This is a genomic window from Parabacteroides massiliensis, assembly GCF_900155425.1.
Classification (GTDB): domain Bacteria; phylum Bacteroidota; class Bacteroidia; order Bacteroidales; family Tannerellaceae; genus Parabacteroides; species Parabacteroides massiliensis.
Window position 1 is genome coordinate 328,411 of record NZ_LT700192.1, and the last position, 15,965, is coordinate 344,375.

Here is a 15,965-nt window from a genome sequence, read left to right on the forward strand (position 1 = left end):
ACGAAACAATGATACAGAAAGAATACATTTCAAAGGACCACTCGAAATTTCTCATCAAGTACCACATGATACCGGTATGCAAATACAGAAAGAAGTTACTAATTGGAGCAGTGGAATATGACATGAAGCAAATCATGCAGAAGATATCAAACTTTTCCTATTTTGATATTGAGGTCATGGAAACAGACAAAGACCATATACACATGATGATATGCGGTGAACCAAAACTATCTCCGCTGCAAATTGTAAGAAGACTCAAGTAGATGTCAACAACCGCCATTTGTAAGAAGCATGAAAATTACCTTAGACATATATTTTACAGGGAAAACACATTTTGGACAGATGGTTACTTTGTGTCATCAGTCCAAAATGTCAGTCAGAAAACTATCAAGAAGTACATTGAAAACCAAGGATAGCTGCGCTATACCGCATTTTTCATCCCCTAAACTGAAGATTTAGGAGTTTTAAAATGCGAAGTTCTATAAGGGAAGAATGAATCCCCCTTTCTTATTTGTAACCTTAATGTTGTAGTCTTAGTCGAGTTCGAGTTTCGAAATAGTCTTGACAAATTCCTTGGCCGGTTTGAAAGCCGGTATTTTGTGTGCGGGAATGATAATGGTTGTGTTCTTGGATATATTGCGTGCTGTTTTGGTTTTTCTCTCCTTACAGATGAATGAACCGAAGCCGCGCAGATAAACATTTTCATCCTTTGCTAGTGATTCTTTGACGATTTCCATGAATGATTCAACCACGGCCATTGAGGCTTGTTTGTCAACTCCAGTGCTTTCGCTGATAGACTTTACAATTTCTGCTTTTGTCATATAAAATATAATTTATCGTTATTCTATAACAAAGTTACGTTCAATGTGTTAAATGAGCAAATTATCTTTTGGATAATTCTTGTTTTTAGATTTATTTTGCATGAGAGAATAAAACCAAAGGACATAGCTATGAAAATGAATATCAAACAGCAATATTTATTGAGGTTGTTGGGTTTGGAGAAAAAAGGCGCCTTGACAGACTTTGAGGCATTTGCCTTGAAGGGGAATCTTGATTTCAGGAAAGCTTCAGCCGTGGCAGATATGCTTGTCTGGTATAGCAAGGAAGCCGGAATCCCCAAGCTGGCGAAAGTGACCCGGAAGAGAGTGATGGATGCTGCGGAAGATGTCAAGACTGCATTTGATATGCTGGATATGTTGGAGTGCGGTTGTGTGAGTCCTTTTGACAAGGTGTATCCAAATGGTTTCTTTTCGCTTTTGGATATCAAGCATCATGTTATCCATCCCCCGTATCTGTTTTGTAAGGGTAATGTGGATTTGCTGCTAAAGATCCGCCTCTCTATGGTAGTCTCTCAGGCATTCTCTGAAAATGACGAAAGTCTGACAGAAGGTATTATACAGGGGCTGAAAGATATCGGAGCGTTACCTCTGATACCTGTAACTAACTTTATGTGCAGGAAGCTGGTACGGCATTGTATGAACTGTGGTATCATTCCTGTATTGTTGTTGCCAGGCGGTCTGGACGGATTTCTGCTGGATGCCGACAATCCCTATGCGGACATACTATGTGATGTCATGGAAGCGGACGGGTTGCTTGTGACAGTCAATCCTCCCGGTGTCAAGCAGTCCAAGCCAGTCGTGATTAAGACATTGCTTCATGTTGCCGGGTTTTCCCCGAATGTGATTACCTATTATACGTTGTCTGAAGGTCAGTCCGACACGATGTTTGAGTCCGCTATTGCCAACAAGATGCAGGTATTTGTGCCGGACAATTTGGTTAGCTCCGGAACATGTCTGAGTCAAAATCCTGTAAGTAAGAGGAAAGATGTCGTTTATTTAAAGCAAGGGTTTAAGATATGTGGATTGTTGCGATAACAGGATTCTGCTTCGGAATTGCGTTCGCCGGAGTTGTGTACCGTTTGCGGATGTGGAATAATGCGGGCAAGGAACTTCGTGCCCGGAAGGCTCTTGAGAAGGCTGTGCGTTGGATTTTTGAGCGTCGAACGCTCAAAAATGAGTCGCTTGACGCCTTGTTGCTGGAGTCGGTCGCTTGTGGTTGTCATTTGGATGACCTTCTTGAGCGTCGTATTGCGTTGTTCACTACCGAGTGCTGTTATCCTCCGGGAAAACCCTTTCATCTGTTTGGCATTACGATGGCTTATTTGTATCCCTATCTGCCCAAGGATCGTCAGCTGTTGGAGGAAGATCGAATGATAGGAGAGAAGCTGTATAATTTTAAAAGAGGTGAGTATGTGCCCGGTTTGGAAAATGAAATTTGTGCGTTGTTTGAGCGGCTCGGCCTTGAAAAGGGTGGTTACACGCTGTTGTGTATGCCGGCGAGTAATTGGGAACGGACAGAGATCCGTTACCGGCGATTGAGCAGTGATTTGAGCACACGTATGAACTGGACCGATGGGTTTGGTACGTTGATCCCAGTCTCGCGGGAACCCGTTCATCTCACCGGCAGACGCCGTCCCATGGGAACGGAAGACTTTATGCTTGACAAACGTATGCTGAAGGGGAAAAAGATTGTCCTGTTGGATGACCTGCTTACTACCGGAATGACCGTTCTGAGTGTTGCCTCCCTGCTTCGTGATGCCGGCCTGACACCGGTAGCCGCCGTCTTTGTCGGAAGGACAATTGAAAAGGCCGTCAGATGGCAAGATCTGGCGGCCCGGTGAACAAAAGAAAGATTTTAGAATGAAATATGTCTGCTGATTTCCAAACAGATAGAATCTGTTATTTAACGTATGGCTTTAGCTGCTTTTCCGCATAGTTCTTGAGCCATTGTGTGTAGGTGTTGTCCTCCATGGGGAGCCATTCACCTTCGATTCTATGCAGTGTCCCGTCCGGGGCAAAGGAATCCTTTCCTGAATACACCACCTTGTGTAAGGTCATGTTGTCCGGATTGTAAATGGCGTAAACCCGTTCGACGCAATCCCGGCATTCAGCACCGTAAGAGAAATTCCGGTAGCAGAGGATGATATACGTTGTCTCTCCGATTCGTTGTTTGTCCACGACGTCTATGGAATGCGAACGCAGATTAGTGTTGCCGTCGCAGGTAAATGTCAGGTATTTCATCGCGTTGATGTCCTTCAGGTGCATCAGTACCATAAATGTGCCGTTTGCGTCCACCTGTTGATCGTCATTCATACAGTTCGCCACGCAGATAATTTGGTCGTTTCCCCTTGCTGAATTCGAGAAAGGGAAAACCTCCAGTATCTTCTTGCCAGGTAGCTGTGCACTTGCAATCTGTTTGGCTTGTGATACTGTGAATACGGGTAGGTTGAACTGCTCGATCCGCACCTTCGCATCCGGAACATATTTGGAGTTCGGGTATTTCTTCACATACTCCTGCAGCTGGACGATGTTTTCGCCAATTGATTCATATGCCAGCCTGTCGCGGATGTCCTTTACCTCATTGGTGTATTTCCCGGTCGGGTACCGTTCGAGGAACTTCTCACAGTTATACACGTCTAGCTCGTCCTGCAGGGCAGTGTATGCGGCTTCGCGTCGTAGGGTCTCTGCTTTCTGCCGGAGGTTGTCATTCTTTATTTCCCGGATAAAGCTGTCAAGAGACTGCAGGGTGTTCTCTTTGGCAGCATCATCATACATGCAGTGCTCGATACGTTCCAGTATTTTGCTGATAGACAATCCAAAATCAAACAGATAAGCATCGGCTTCTGTCAGTCTTTCTCCTCTGGAGGTAATCTTCAGAAGGTTACGGTATGCAGTGGTAGGGCTGTATTCACCGGTTGATGTTTGTGTACGCAGATAGCAGTCGGCAAGTTCATACACTGGATATAATTCCCAGTGATCCTTTTGGCTTATTTCCTTCATTAGGTTTTTTGCCTTAAGGAAATCTCCATCTTCCACCGCTTTGTATACCTTGTTTATCTTACCTTTGAACGGAGTAGAATCATGCACTTTATCGGCTATGTCTATCATTCCCATATGAGCGTTTGAAATATTGCTGTGGGCGAATAAGGAATCGGATAGCAAAAGTGCCATGCTAAGGATTTGGTATTTCTTTTTCATACATGTCCATTTTAAAAAACCATATAGCCACTATGAATGCAGCTATATGGTTACAAAATTAAAAATCTACTATTATGAAATGGATGGGTTTCCACAGTCGGTTTCAGCTTAAGCTGATGAACATTGAAAGTCATCCTTCCGGAAAAAGGCGAAGCCAGTTCTTAGAACCAAGCGTCTTTGCTTGCTTTGAACTTAACAACTTTGCATTCCGGGATTTCAACCTTTTCTTTTGTTGCAAGGTTAATACCTGTACGGGCTTTACGCACGCTCGGAGCGAATGTTCCGAATCCATGCAATGTGATTCTGTCTTCTTGCTCCACTACAGATTGTTTGATAAGATCAAGTGTTGCTTCCAAGGCATTTTGTGCCTGTTCGTTTGTAATACCAGCTTTTTGGGCGATGCCCTTAATTAAATCCGCTTTTTTCATATTTTATATTTGGTTAATGATTATGTACTTGCAAAAATAGGTTATTATTTTTAAAATCAAAACATAACAGTCTAAAATCTACTGGATTAGAACGTACTTTAACATTCGTGATAACAAATGGTTGCCATATAGTAACAGGTTCAATTATTTCAGGTAATGAATGTCATGCACACTTGCCTTGGTAAGGTCAAAGGAATGGATGACTCCACTTAATCCGCGGACCGCGTGGAGTTTATATCCGTAATAATATACTCCTTGTGATGCGCAGTATCCGATTGACGGTGCTTTCTCAAAATTCTTCTTCCCCATACTACAATGCTTGGAACGGGAAAAACGGCATACTTCTATCGGCTTAGAGTCAATGCAGAAACAATCTTCGTCTCCGTCGATTTCTTTGGCCATTCTTTCACGGATTGTATTGCATAGGGATGAAGTGATTTTACGCCTGTCATTGTATAGTCTGCGGGATATAAGATTGGGAATCTCAAACTTATGTTCCTGCAACTTTGCAAACAACAATGACTCACTGTCAATGCCAACAGCTTCCGATGTCATATTCAATGCCACCATTTCAGGTCTGAGAATCTTGGAACCACCCCTCTTCTTGGCACATTACCTAATTCATTGACTAAATTACCGGCTACTTGCTTGCATATGTTTAGAAATTTTGCGAATATTGCGTATAATATTTGTCTATTAAAAGTTTGGTAACCTTTAATTTTCTAAATACCAGAAGTATGCACAACTTTTTATACATGAATATTTTATCAATTTAATTCCGCCAACGGGTTAGTGTTAGCATTCCGATAGCGGATATGAGTATTGTTCGGTTCATAATAATTGTTGTTCTTAGTTCGACAAAGCCATAAAAAATACGTGTATTATGAAAAATATGATGTTTTTATTATGTTGCTGTTCTTACTTTAAGTTGTCATTTGCATAAATTTTAATACTAAAAAGAGATGAGTAAATTAAAAAAGTTATCTAAATCAGAGATGAATGTCATAATTGGTGGCGAAAGTAATCACAGTAGAAGCGGTGGTAAATGGGTGTATGATTCAAATACAGGTAAATGGTATTGGGGCGAGGTTTGTGATTCGATTGAATCTAAATGATATAATGACAAAGAGAGTGTTAATATTAATTAGGAAAGTTATGAAGGCAATAAAAATTTTTTCGTGTTTGATTTTAGCAAGTTTATTTACCAATGTTAATGCCCAGTTACGGGTTCTGTCGGATGGACGTGTGCAGGCGGGGACATTTATGCCGAATCAAGATTATGACAATATTATGACTTTTCAAGTGTTGGGAAAATATGGGGATATGCATGCTGGTGCAAAAATGCCTTTTGGTGATTTCGGAAGATATCAGAATCAGTCTTTAAATGTTTTTCTTGGCGAGTATGGAACGACAGATAGCGATCAGCTTTGGTTACATGGGAAATTAGGTGTTTTTCTGACAGCTACCGGTTATGCCAATAAGGTGATAGCTTATTACAATCCTGCTTCAAATAGTAATTTCGTTTTTAATACAAACCTTGTGGTGAACGGTGTCAACATCACTTCGGATGTCCGGTTAAAGGATAATATTCAATCGATAGAAGATCCATTGGGAACACTTTCTCAAATAGATGGGGTATCTTATACTTATCGTTTGTCTGAAATTCAGGAAGCCCGTGAACCCGAAGAGGCTGTATTTTCAGGAACGTCAAACTCTGAGATATCAATATCTGGTGCTACTTCTTCAACTGATAATACTGCTGTGACAGCAAAGGATGTAGAATATCAGCGTCTCCAACAAGAAATAGATCAACGGGAAGCTGCGGAAGCCAACCGTAGGCGGATCGGTTTTCTTGCTCAGGATATCCAAAAGGTTTTACCTGAACTGGTTCAAACAAACGAAAAAGGAATCATGTCGATTGACTATACCGGCTTTATTCCCCTGATAGTGGAAAGCTTAAAGCAAATGCAACAAACTATTCAAGATCAGCAGAAAGAGATCGAAACACTGCAAAGTCTTTTACCGGCTGAAACAAAATCCATGTTTCGGTCCACATCCAATGAAGAGGTGAGCGTGGTCGAGGGAGCGAAACTATTTAACAGGGCAGGTGCTTCCGTTTCTTATACATTGCCGTCAACTTATAATACCGCCGATCTGAAAATCTTTGATATTTCTGGGAAATTGTTGAAAAAAGTCGTCTTGACTGGCAACAACAGCATTGTTGAAATCAATCCGTCGGAGATAGGGCTTGGGACATTCGTCTATACGCTTTTTGTTGACAATAAGAAAGCTGATATATTGAAAAAGTTTATTAATTAGAACGATTGACTTTGAATAATAATGTAAGATCGGTATGAAGAAAAATATATTTATCAATGCCTGTTTTTTATTGTTTTTACTGTTTTGTTTTTCAAATTCGATAGAGGCAGTGGAACCGGAAGATACCACACGAGTTTATTCTGCTCGTTCATGCGTGAGTGTTTTTGAAAATCAAACAGTCTCATCTTCGCGTACCATAGCAGGTTGTGATTCTCTTATCGTGCGTGGTGTGACGGTTTCTGATGTGGGAAATTTAACGCTTACGGCTCCAGACTATGTGGTTCTTTATGGAGCGTTTGAAGTGGTTCAAGGGGGAATTCTTAGTATTAATGAGAAAGAAGAACCTTTGATCTTTAAATTTTCTTATGATGCGGCAGGAAATAGAATTTTGAGGCAGACACAGGCTGTTCAATAAAAGATTGATATAAATTATGAATAAACATATAATATGCATACTGTTATTTTGGGTCGTTTCTGTATGTGGGATGTCTCAGAATACATCGAATATCTCCGGTTCTTTCGATATTGGTCCTGTCGGCAATGCTACCTACAATATTCCGGTTGATTTACCTTCTGGTACGGCAGGAGTTAAACCTGATGTATCTATTGTCTATAATAGTTTTTCCGGAGATGGAGTTATGGGAAAGGGTTTTTCTCTTTCGGCTATCTCTTCCATCACAAGGGTTAATTCGACTGTATTTCATAGTGGATATATTAGCGATATAGAGTTTGATGATACGGACAAATATATGCTCGATGGAAATCGTTTGATATATGACGGGATGACACAGCAATACAGGACAGAGATAAATCCTTATTCACAAATAAAGATATTTTCACCGAATACATCTTCTGCTCATTTTGAAGTGCGGACAAAAGATGGTTTGATTATGGAATATGGGAATACTACGGATTCCCGATTATGTGCACAATCTCCTCACACGGATCAGGTTGCGTTCTGGATGTTAAGCAAGGTGAGGGATCGTGTCGGTAATTACTACACATATACTTACGATAAAGATGAAACGAATGGAGAAATTCGTTTGAAACAGATTGATTATACCGGAAATGCAGGCAGTATGCCTTATTGTACAGTTAAATTTGTTTATACAAGCCGGAACTATGATGTTAATTTGAATTATATTCAGGGTAGCAAATTTAAAGAAAGCAAACTGTTAAGTGAAATCGGTGTTTATTATGGTGCATCGTTATATCGTAAATACTCCATGACTTATAATTATGATGGAAATGATTTCACCTATCTTTTATCTAAAATAACAGTGACTGGCCTTAATAATGAAGTCCTGAAACCGATTGTGTTCGATTGGTATAAGAATACGGATTATACACATGAAGAGGTTATTCATGATCAATCGACTAATGCTCAGAACTATATAAACAAAGCTTATATCTCTTTAGGGGATTACAATGGCGATGGGAGGACAGATCTTTTGGCTACGCCTATGGAGGATGCCGATTGGACTGGTTGGAAATTGTTTTGTGCAGATACGGATGGAAATAAATTATCTTATTTCGGAAGCGGGACTCTTCCGGAAAGATATAAAGAACCGGTAGCAGGTGATTTTAATGGAGATGGAATTACTGATTTTTTGGCTTGCCGGGAGACCGTTTCTAAAAGTTTTGCTGATGAAGAAGAAATACCTGCTGTTTCAGGAGATTCATTATCGAGTGACTCTGAAGTAAGTCTTGCTTCTGTCACTTACTATAATTATTTTATTTATTATGGAACGGGAAGTGGTTTTAAGGCAGGTCCTGCCATTACTACCGAATCTCGTCCTCATAGTGTCCGGGTTGCAGATTTTAATGGTGACGGAGCAATGGACTTGTTCATCTATTATACAAGTAAAAACGGATCTGAAGATTATAAAATATATATGTCAGGCTATTCTTCCGGAACTATGACTGCATTTAAAACAACTTCGACCGGGCGAATCCTGTCGGAGATGAATTGGGATCAAGTCGAGGTTTGGGATTTTGATGGTGACGGACTGGCCGAGATTATGAATTTGCGGGATGATGGCTATGATTACTTGGATAATAGCGGGAATGGTTCTATGTATCGAACCCGTACCGGAAGCTTGCCAACGAAAAAACACAAGATCTGCTTCGGAGATTTCAATGGTGACCGGAAAATCGATTTGTTGTTGACTGGTTGGAATAATACGGAATGGAGTGAATGGTTGACTCTGTTGTCGACCGGGGCTGAATTTGAGAGATATTATTTCCCTAAAAAATTCGCGGCATATTCTAAGGATATATATGTGTGTGATCTGAATGGCGATGGTTGCGATGATTTTTTTGCGGTTGATAAAACATCAAATCAATTAAGCGCTCTCAAATGCTTTATCGGATATGATAATGGCCGTAACTTTAAGGAATATGCGAGTGTTACCACGTATGGATCCGACAAATGGAATTTTTATCCTATAGACACGAGAGGAGATGGCAAATTGGGATTTTTAGTCGTTTCAGCACCTTTTACCTGGAAAGGATACCAATTGTATATGCCGAAGGCCGATTTATCCAATTTGTTGAAAACTGTAACGGATTCACATGGTAATGTGACTACTGTCTCTTATAAAAAAATGGCCGATTCTTCCGTCTATGCGAAAACATTGCCAGTTGGAGGCTCGGCCGATGTTTCTGATTATGACTGTATGTCTTTTACTGCACCATTTAAGCTGGTTTCAAGTGTAAGTGTCAGTAACGGTATCGGAGGAATGAACACGATTTCATACAATTATGAAAATGCAAAAGTCTTTAAACGAGGACGTGGCTTTTTAGGCTTTACGAAGACGATCATGAACGATCAAAGTACTTCGGTAAAAACAACTATTACACAAGAATTTTCTGATACCTATTGTCAGGCTGCTATAAAAAATGTGGAAAAGGTGCATGTCCCGACAAATCGGAAATTGATGCAATCTGATTATACGAATACATTGGTGAAATTGGAGGATGTATTTGGAACTTTTGCTTATCAGGCCACATCATCCAAAGAGCAAATCTATGAGCCGACCGCAAACAAACTGATTCAGTCGGTTTCAATGGATTATGCCTATGATAAATATGGTAATGTATTGATGCAGACGGTTACTTATGGGAATGGAGATGTGCAGAAAGTTACGAATACTTATAGTAATAATACGACGGACTGGATGATTGGTTTGTTGACCAGAAGTGTGAGTGCTAGCACGGTGGGAGGAAATTCGTTAACAAATACAGTCGATTATGTGTATAATAATACAAACGGGTTGTTGCAAACGCAAACAGTCGAACCGAATCAGGCTGCTTATAAATCGGTAACTACTTATGCTTATGATACATTTGGGAATGTATTAACTAAAACTGTGACAGTAGGAAATGTATCTCGATCTGAATCTTATACGTATGAAAACGGACGGTTCGTAAAAACGCACAAGGATGTGTTAGGGCAGGTTACGACTTCTGTTTATGATCCTGTCTCGGGGTTACTGTCTTCCAAGACAGATATAAACGGGGATGTAACCTCTTATACCTATGACGGGTTTGGAAAAATAAAAACGATGTCTCAAAGTTCGGCTTCCGATAATTCCATATCTACCGGTTGGACTTGGAGCAATGGCAGCCCTGCAAACTCGATGGTTTTGCGTACTGAAACAACGGGAGACGGTCAGGTTGTGAAGACTTGGTATGACGCTATGGGACGGGAAATCCAAACGAGTCATAAAAACTTTTCCGGTAAAGAGGTGTACACGACAACATCGTATGATGCGCAAGGGCGTGCCATCAAAGTGTCTGAACCGTATTTTTCCGGTGGAGCATCATCTTCTGTCCAATACCACACAAGCCAATATGACGACTATGGCCGGATCAGCAAACAGATAACACCATTAGGTACGATCTCATATAATTATTCAGGAAACCAGACGACTATTGTTGATGGAACAAAAGGATATACGACTGTTCGGGAAACGGATGCCGGTGGTAAATTGAAGACTGTAACCGATCCGGGTGGTAAAATAACCTATACTTATGGACCTACGGGTGATGTCGCCAAGGTCGTTTGCGGCTCGGCCGTTTATTCAATGGAATATGATTTGTTAGGCAGGCGTACGAAGTTGGTAGACCCCAATGCCGGAACTATCTTGTATGAATATGACGGTTGGGGGAATCTGAAGAAGCAAACGGATGCTCGCGGAGAGGTTGAAGAGTATACTTATGAAAATAGTGGTCGGCTCCAGTCGTATAAAAGAGGGACGGAAACTTTTTCTTATGCATATGACCCTACTTATAAGGGACAGGTCGGTTCGATCACTTATGGTGGTGCCAAAACAGAGTTCCGCTATGGTACTTACGGACGGTTAACTTCTAAAATAGAGACTGTCGATAATCGTTCTTTCCAGTTTTCATACGTTTACAATAGTAAAGGACAATTGGAAACAACGACCTACCCGAATTCGAAGTCGATAAAATACGAATATGTCAATGGCGATTTGTATAAAATAATCTGGCAGCCGAGCCAAACAACGGTTTGGCAAAAAAATGACGAAAATGCCAAAGGTCAGGTTCTGACAACTGCCCTGGGAAATGGTATGCAAGGGATTTATGCTTATAATACGATAGGGGTTCCTACATCAATAAAGGCTACAAAGGAGACGACATCTTTATTGAATATCGGCTATCAAAATATAGATGCTCGTGGTAATATAATGAATCGCAACGAGCAAAGCACTTCCCAAAGCGAGAATTTTACTTACGACAGTATGAACCGTTTAACAACAGGGGTTGAGTATGATGAGAATGGCAATATCCTGTTCAAGGCAGATGCCGGAACCTATCAGTATGAGGCTTCCCATCCGCATGCGATCAGCAGCCTTTCTCCCACTTCCAATGAAGTGTTACCGAAATTGGATTTATCCGTGACTTATAACAGTGTCCGCTTGCCGGTACGACTTTCCGAAGGGGATAAGACTTATACGCTGACCTATAATGGTGAGAATAGTCGTGTGAAAAGCCAATTTGTACAGAATGGTTCGACCGTATTTACCAAATATTACTGTGGACCCTATGAAGAAATCCAAAAAGGCGGGACGACCCGTAAAAATTACTATATTTACGGCGATGGACAGATTGTGGCTGTTTATACGGAAGGAACGTCCGATGCCGGAATGTATTATTTCCATAACGACCACCTGGGATCTCCCTGGTTGATAACCAATGCTTCCGGAAACGAAGTGCAGCGACTGAATTTTAATGCTTGGGGGCTTAGGCGCGATGCTACGAATTGGGATAATTATTCCGATTTACCGGAGATGAAGTTCGATCGTGGTTTCACAGGACATGAACATCTGGAAATGTTCGGCTTGATCAACATGAATGCGCGTTTGTATGATCCTGTGTTAGGACGTTTTCTAAGTCCGGATCCAGTTATCCAGATTCCGGAGTTTACACAGTCTTATAATGGATATTCGTATGCGTTGAATAATCCGTTGTCGTATAAAGATCCTAATGGGGAAAGCTTTATACTTGTAGCAGCTATTATTGGTGGTTGGATCGGTATGGGTACAGCAATGGTTTCCAGTGACAAGGGTGGCTGGGGATTGGCTGGTGATATGTTGAAGGGACTGTTTGTCGGTGCTGCATCGGGTGCTGCTGGTGCTTGGGCCGGAGGTGCTGTGGCCGGATCGATAACAGCTGGAGGTTTTATCAATGGTAGCCTTTCTGGTTTGGCTGGTGGTTTCAGTGGAGGTTTTGTCGGTTGTTCTGGAAATGCCTGGTTGTCTGGTGCTGGTTTTGGTGCAGGCTTGAAGGCGGGACTGATAGGAGGAGGTCTTGCTGCTGCTTTTGGTGGTGTTTCTGGAGGGTTGATCCGTGGTTTTTCGGATATGGCGAAAGGATATAGTTTTTGGGATGGGCGTAATACCTCTGGATTTGTTATTGGCACATCGGCAGATGGAAATGTTATGAAGCAAGCGGAAAATTATAATTCAAGTATCTCTGCTGATGTAAATGATGATATATTAAAAAGTCGATATTTGGAGGAATTTAATATAAAGGAAGGAGATCTTGGTATAAAAGAGATTACAACGAAAGCGGGGAGAAATATAGGCATGTCTCAGAATGGAGAATTTGTAGATGTAAGGGGGGTGAAAATGTCTGGTTATATAGATCGATATACAACAGGGAAGAGTACTATCCATATCTCTCATAAATATGTGATGGGAGATATTGTTGACTTTAGAGCTGTTGCTGGACATGAATTAACTCATTCTTATCATGCTCATTTTTTTAAGAGTAAGTATGTTAAATCTTTTTCAGAAAGTGTCGCTTATAGATATACGGCACAAGTTTATATGAATGCAGGTCGATATCAAATGGCGAATAGTGTGATGAATATAGCAAAACAATATGGATATTATCCCCAGTCATATAGTTTGCAAGGAAAAATTAAATCAATGTGGTTTTATTAAATTGAATTTTAAGTTTTGAAGAATGGATCGTTATCTTGTTAGTCAATTTGAATTAGAAAATCCTTTTCCGAAAATCGACATATCTTGTTATTTGGAGATATTTGATAAGAAAAATGAATATTATATTACAATTGTTGAAAATGGGGATTGTGATAGGTATATCTTGTTTTTGTCTTTTGGAGTCATTGAATTTGAGGAAGACAAGATCATATTTAAAGATATTCGGACTGGATGTGATTTGGTGATGACTAAAGTGGGCAAGGAACTTTTTGTTAATAAAGGATATTACTTTATGAAGAATAAATGTTTTATTGACCGGGGAAAGTCTAACTATTCTGAAAATTATTCAATGTTGGATATGAAAAAAGAATGTCAGAGAAAAATAAGGAAAAATAATTCTTATTTGAATGCCCTGAATTTAAATCAAATACCATTGCAGTTGGGAGATTATAAGAATGGATGTGTTCATATTGATTTGGATATAGCTTTTTCTTATCGGATTTATTATTTGGTTGGTAAAACTAAGATTCATTTGTCTTTAGGGAAATGGGCAAAACAAGGAAATAAGTTGTTATTACAAGATTTGTCTTTAGATTGTAATTTCGTATATTTAATCAAGAATAATTATTTGTATTCTATTTATTCTCCCAATGAAATAAATGATACGGATCGTTATTCATTGGATCGACTGTTCCCTTTTATTATGCGATAGTGTATTGAGCGGATGACATGAGCCTGTATGGAATGGAACTGGTTGTGGCATTGGTAAAACAGAAGACGGTGAAGGATGGCGGAAATGCTTTGGCGTTAACGGATCACCGGAAGCCGTCATTACTTGGTAGCAGTTGCCATCATATCGCCGGCGATATGCTTTGGATCGGTGACACAGCAAATAGGGAAACGGGGACGGTTGCTTATTTGTCTGCTCCAGTCGGTGATAAAATACCACCGGTGTGGTTGAGGGCACTGAAAAAGTCATCACTATTCAGTCCCCGACAGAGTACCTAAAAAATAGAGTTCGCCAATTCCTTATCCGAGGTTTTGACGAACTCTAATTTTTATTGATTGGTCGGTCGGTTATATGGTCCTGTATTGACTCTAAACAACTGTGACAGTCTTATTTTGGGATAATAAAGGGCTGTCCTCAACTCAATCGGAGGATTCTTTTTATATTTGCGGCAAAAATCACCATTGCCCCTTGCATACGCATACAATCAAGTCCATACGGGTCTGCGCGGTCGTATCCAAATACATTCTTCAATTCTGCGTTTTTTGCCTCTATCTTGTATCTGACTTTTGCCTTTGCTTTAAACTCCTCCGTCTTTTCAAAGTCAGCTTGCCGCTGATGCTCCTCTGATTTAATCTGCACGGCATAAGACTTGCTTTTGGCACCTTCTTTATAACACCCGTTTCGCTTGGAACAGGTTCTGCATTTCTCAATATCAAAAAAGAAAACCAGAGCCTGGTTCTTTCCCTGCCGGGCTTTTCTTATTGCCATATGCCCTACCGGACATACGAACATTCCGGCATCCTTGTTATAGTCAAACCGGCCTTCTTCCTTACGTGTGCCATTGCTGATTGTCGGATTTAACTTGGCAACCAGATCAAAACCATTTTCTTTGTCATTTGAAAGTATGATGTTGTCTTTGCCCGAATATGCAGTATCGCCGACTATGGTGTCAACGGCCATGCCGTTAGCGTGGCTTTGTTCTACAAGTTCCTGAAGCTGCGGACCGTCTCCTTTCTCCCCGGAGGTGACTGTTGCTGCCGTTATAATACGTTCATCGCTCATTGCGATATGGGTCTTGTATCTGAAGAATGAGGATTCCTTGCTTTTATGGCCGACTCTGGCATCCTTATCTTTGGACGTTACATAATGATCCTCAATATCCGAAAGTACTTCCTTAAGCATGTTGAGACGCTCTTTGATTTTAGGAACTTCTGCAAGCATCTGATTGGAAGATACGACATTCAGCAAATCTTTGGTGTAGTCTAATTCGTGTTCCAAATCATCATCGGGGTTCTTTTCAGGGAGTGTATTCTTGATTGCCTCGTCCGATTCATACAGGCATTTGCGCAATTGCTTCGAGCGAAGCCGCAATATATCAACCGGGGAATAAGGATTGCTTCTCGAACCTGTATGGGTGGCGTCAACGATTATAGTACGGGATTTGATTATTCCTTTCTCAATCGCAATTTCAACAGTTTTGCCAATCAGCAGATTCAGCAGATTCTTGTCTTTTAGTCTAAGTTTACGGAACTTGCACAGTGAACTGGGATTTATCAAATCCGTGTTTTCAGGACTCATCCCAAGAAAATACTTGAATGACATATCATAACGGGATCTCTCTACAACGTCAACATCGGATATATCATAAATAGTCTTCAACAGGAGATATTTGAACATCATTACAGGACTTTCAGCCATACGGCCATTGTCATGGCTGTATTTATCCATAAGTTCTTTTTGAATGAAAGAGAAGTCCACAAGGTCATTAATCCTGCGCAGAATATTTTCGTGAGGGACTATCAAATCATATAAATCACTGTAATTGCTGAACTGTATCGTCTGTTGAGTTGGTAGCATATGTATGTGTTTTATACTGGAAAGTGATAGGCTACGCAAGGAAAAGCAGACAGAAGAAGATTAAACGTAAACCGTTTGAAATGAGCATTGTTTCAGTATTTTGCCAAATTGAGAAAATGCA

At 40.6% G+C, this 15,965-nt stretch carries 12 protein-coding genes and 2 pseudogenes; 9 read left to right on the plus strand and 5 right to left on the minus strand.

What is annotated here, in order from left to right; all coding sequences use genetic code 11:
* Positions 1-8: 8 nt before the first annotated feature.
* Positions 9-416, plus strand: a pseudogene (tnpA, locus tag BQ9893_RS22295) (IS200/IS605 family transposase).
* Between the two features lie 117 nt (positions 417-533).
* Here the strand turns inward: tnpA and BQ9893_RS20145 are convergent.
* A complete protein-coding gene (locus BQ9893_RS20145; protein WP_075967698.1) occupies positions 534-821 on the minus strand; it encodes an HU family DNA-binding protein in 288 nt (95 codons plus the stop codon).
* A gap of 129 nt (positions 822-950) precedes the next feature.
* Here BQ9893_RS20145 and BQ9893_RS20150 point away from each other — a divergent pair, with 129 nt between their 5' ends.
* Positions 951-1,874 (plus strand): LOG family protein, encoded by a 924-nt coding sequence (locus tag BQ9893_RS20150; RefSeq protein ID WP_075967699.1) that lies wholly within the window; start codon positions 951-953, stop codon positions 1,872-1,874.
* Positions 1,856-2,680, plus strand: coding sequence for a phosphoribosyltransferase (locus tag BQ9893_RS20155; RefSeq protein WP_075967700.1), 825 nt, complete (start codon positions 1,856-1,858; stop codon positions 2,678-2,680). Before BQ9893_RS20150 ends, BQ9893_RS20155 begins: the two co-directional genes overlap by 19 nt.
* 58 nt (positions 2,681-2,738) lie before the next feature.
* Here the strand turns inward: BQ9893_RS20155 and BQ9893_RS20160 are convergent, their stop codons facing one another.
* From BQ9893_RS20160 to BQ9893_RS20170, 3 genes and pseudogenes are all read right to left on the minus strand, one after another.
* Positions 2,739-4,037 carry an outer membrane protein assembly factor BamD gene (locus BQ9893_RS20160; RefSeq protein WP_139322632.1) on the minus strand — a complete coding sequence of 433 codons (1,299 nt, stop codon included), beginning with the start codon at positions 4,035-4,037 and terminating at the stop codon, positions 2,739-2,741.
* A 161-nt stretch (positions 4,038-4,198) separates the two neighbouring features.
* Positions 4,199-4,465: an HU family DNA-binding protein gene (locus tag BQ9893_RS20165; RefSeq protein ID WP_075967702.1), complete on the minus strand. Its 267-nt coding sequence runs from the start codon at positions 4,463-4,465 to the stop codon at positions 4,199-4,201.
* A 147-nt stretch (positions 4,466-4,612) separates the two neighbouring features.
* A pseudogene (locus BQ9893_RS20170) lies at positions 4,613-5,222 on the minus strand (transposase); the annotation flags it as partial.
* A 205-nt stretch (positions 5,223-5,427) separates the two neighbouring features.
* On the opposite strand from BQ9893_RS20170, the gene BQ9893_RS21800 reads away from it, so the two are divergent.
* Genes BQ9893_RS21800 through BQ9893_RS22300 form a run of 6 tightly spaced genes read left to right on the plus strand, consistent with a single transcriptional unit; the run spans position 5,428 to position 14,265 of the window.
* Complete coding sequence (locus tag BQ9893_RS21800) at positions 5,428-5,580, plus strand: hypothetical protein (protein ID WP_167369898.1); 153 nt, start codon at positions 5,428-5,430, stop codon at positions 5,578-5,580.
* A 40-nt stretch (positions 5,581-5,620) separates the two neighbouring features.
* On the plus strand, positions 5,621-6,784 hold the full coding sequence (locus BQ9893_RS20175) for a tail fiber domain-containing protein (protein WP_075967816.1): 1,164 nt from the start codon (positions 5,621-5,623) through the stop codon (positions 6,782-6,784).
* A 34-nt stretch (positions 6,785-6,818) separates the two neighbouring features.
* Positions 6,819-7,199: a hypothetical protein gene (locus tag BQ9893_RS20180; protein WP_075967703.1), complete on the plus strand. Its 381-nt coding sequence runs from the start codon at positions 6,819-6,821 to the stop codon at positions 7,197-7,199.
* 16 nt (positions 7,200-7,215) lie between these two features.
* A complete protein-coding gene (locus tag BQ9893_RS20190) occupies positions 7,216-13,257 on the plus strand; it encodes an FG-GAP-like repeat-containing protein (RefSeq protein WP_081415510.1) in 6,042 nt (2,013 codons plus the stop codon).
* 22 nt (positions 13,258-13,279) lie between these two features.
* Positions 13,280-13,969 (plus strand): hypothetical protein, encoded by a 690-nt coding sequence (locus tag BQ9893_RS20195; RefSeq protein ID WP_075967704.1) that lies wholly within the window; start codon positions 13,280-13,282, stop codon positions 13,967-13,969.
* A 17-nt stretch (positions 13,970-13,986) separates the two neighbouring features.
* On the plus strand, positions 13,987-14,265 hold the full coding sequence (locus BQ9893_RS22300) for a hypothetical protein (RefSeq protein WP_087880710.1): 279 nt from the start codon (positions 13,987-13,989) through the stop codon (positions 14,263-14,265).
* A gap of 136 nt (positions 14,266-14,401) precedes the next feature.
* Here the strand turns inward: BQ9893_RS22300 and BQ9893_RS20205 are convergent, their stop codons facing one another.
* Positions 14,402-15,844 (minus strand): IS1182 family transposase, encoded by a 1,443-nt coding sequence (locus tag BQ9893_RS20205; RefSeq protein WP_075967705.1) that lies wholly within the window; start codon positions 15,842-15,844, stop codon positions 14,402-14,404.
* Positions 15,845-15,965 lie beyond the last annotated feature (121 nt).

Coding starts and splice junctions, on each gene's coding strand:
- BQ9893_RS20145 (WP_075967698.1), bottom strand. CDS start 821: ATGACAAAAGCAGAAATTGTAAAGTCTATCAGCGAAAGCACTGGAGTT.
- BQ9893_RS20150 (WP_075967699.1), top strand. CDS start 951: ATGAAAATGAATATCAAACAGCAATATTTATTGAGGTTGTTGGGTTTG.
- BQ9893_RS20155 (WP_075967700.1), top strand. CDS start 1,856: ATGTGGATTGTTGCGATAACAGGATTCTGCTTCGGAATTGCGTTCGCC.
- BQ9893_RS20160 (WP_139322632.1), bottom strand. CDS start 4,037: ATGAAAAAGAAATACCAAATCCTTAGCATGGCACTTTTGCTATCCGAT.
- BQ9893_RS20165 (WP_075967702.1), bottom strand. CDS start 4,465: ATGAAAAAAGCGGATTTAATTAAGGGCATCGCCCAAAAAGCTGGTATT.
- BQ9893_RS21800 (WP_167369898.1), top strand. CDS start 5,428: ATGAGTAAATTAAAAAAGTTATCTAAATCAGAGATGAATGTCATAATT.
- BQ9893_RS20175 (WP_075967816.1), top strand. CDS start 5,621: ATGAAGGCAATAAAAATTTTTTCGTGTTTGATTTTAGCAAGTTTATTT.
- BQ9893_RS20180 (WP_075967703.1), top strand. CDS start 6,819: ATGAAGAAAAATATATTTATCAATGCCTGTTTTTTATTGTTTTTACTG.
- BQ9893_RS20190 (WP_081415510.1), top strand. CDS start 7,216: ATGAATAAACATATAATATGCATACTGTTATTTTGGGTCGTTTCTGTA.
- BQ9893_RS20195 (WP_075967704.1), top strand. CDS start 13,280: ATGGATCGTTATCTTGTTAGTCAATTTGAATTAGAAAATCCTTTTCCG.
- BQ9893_RS22300 (WP_087880710.1), top strand. CDS start 13,987: ATGAGCCTGTATGGAATGGAACTGGTTGTGGCATTGGTAAAACAGAAG.
- BQ9893_RS20205 (WP_075967705.1), bottom strand. CDS start 15,844: ATGCTACCAACTCAACAGACGATACAGTTCAGCAATTACAGTGATTTA.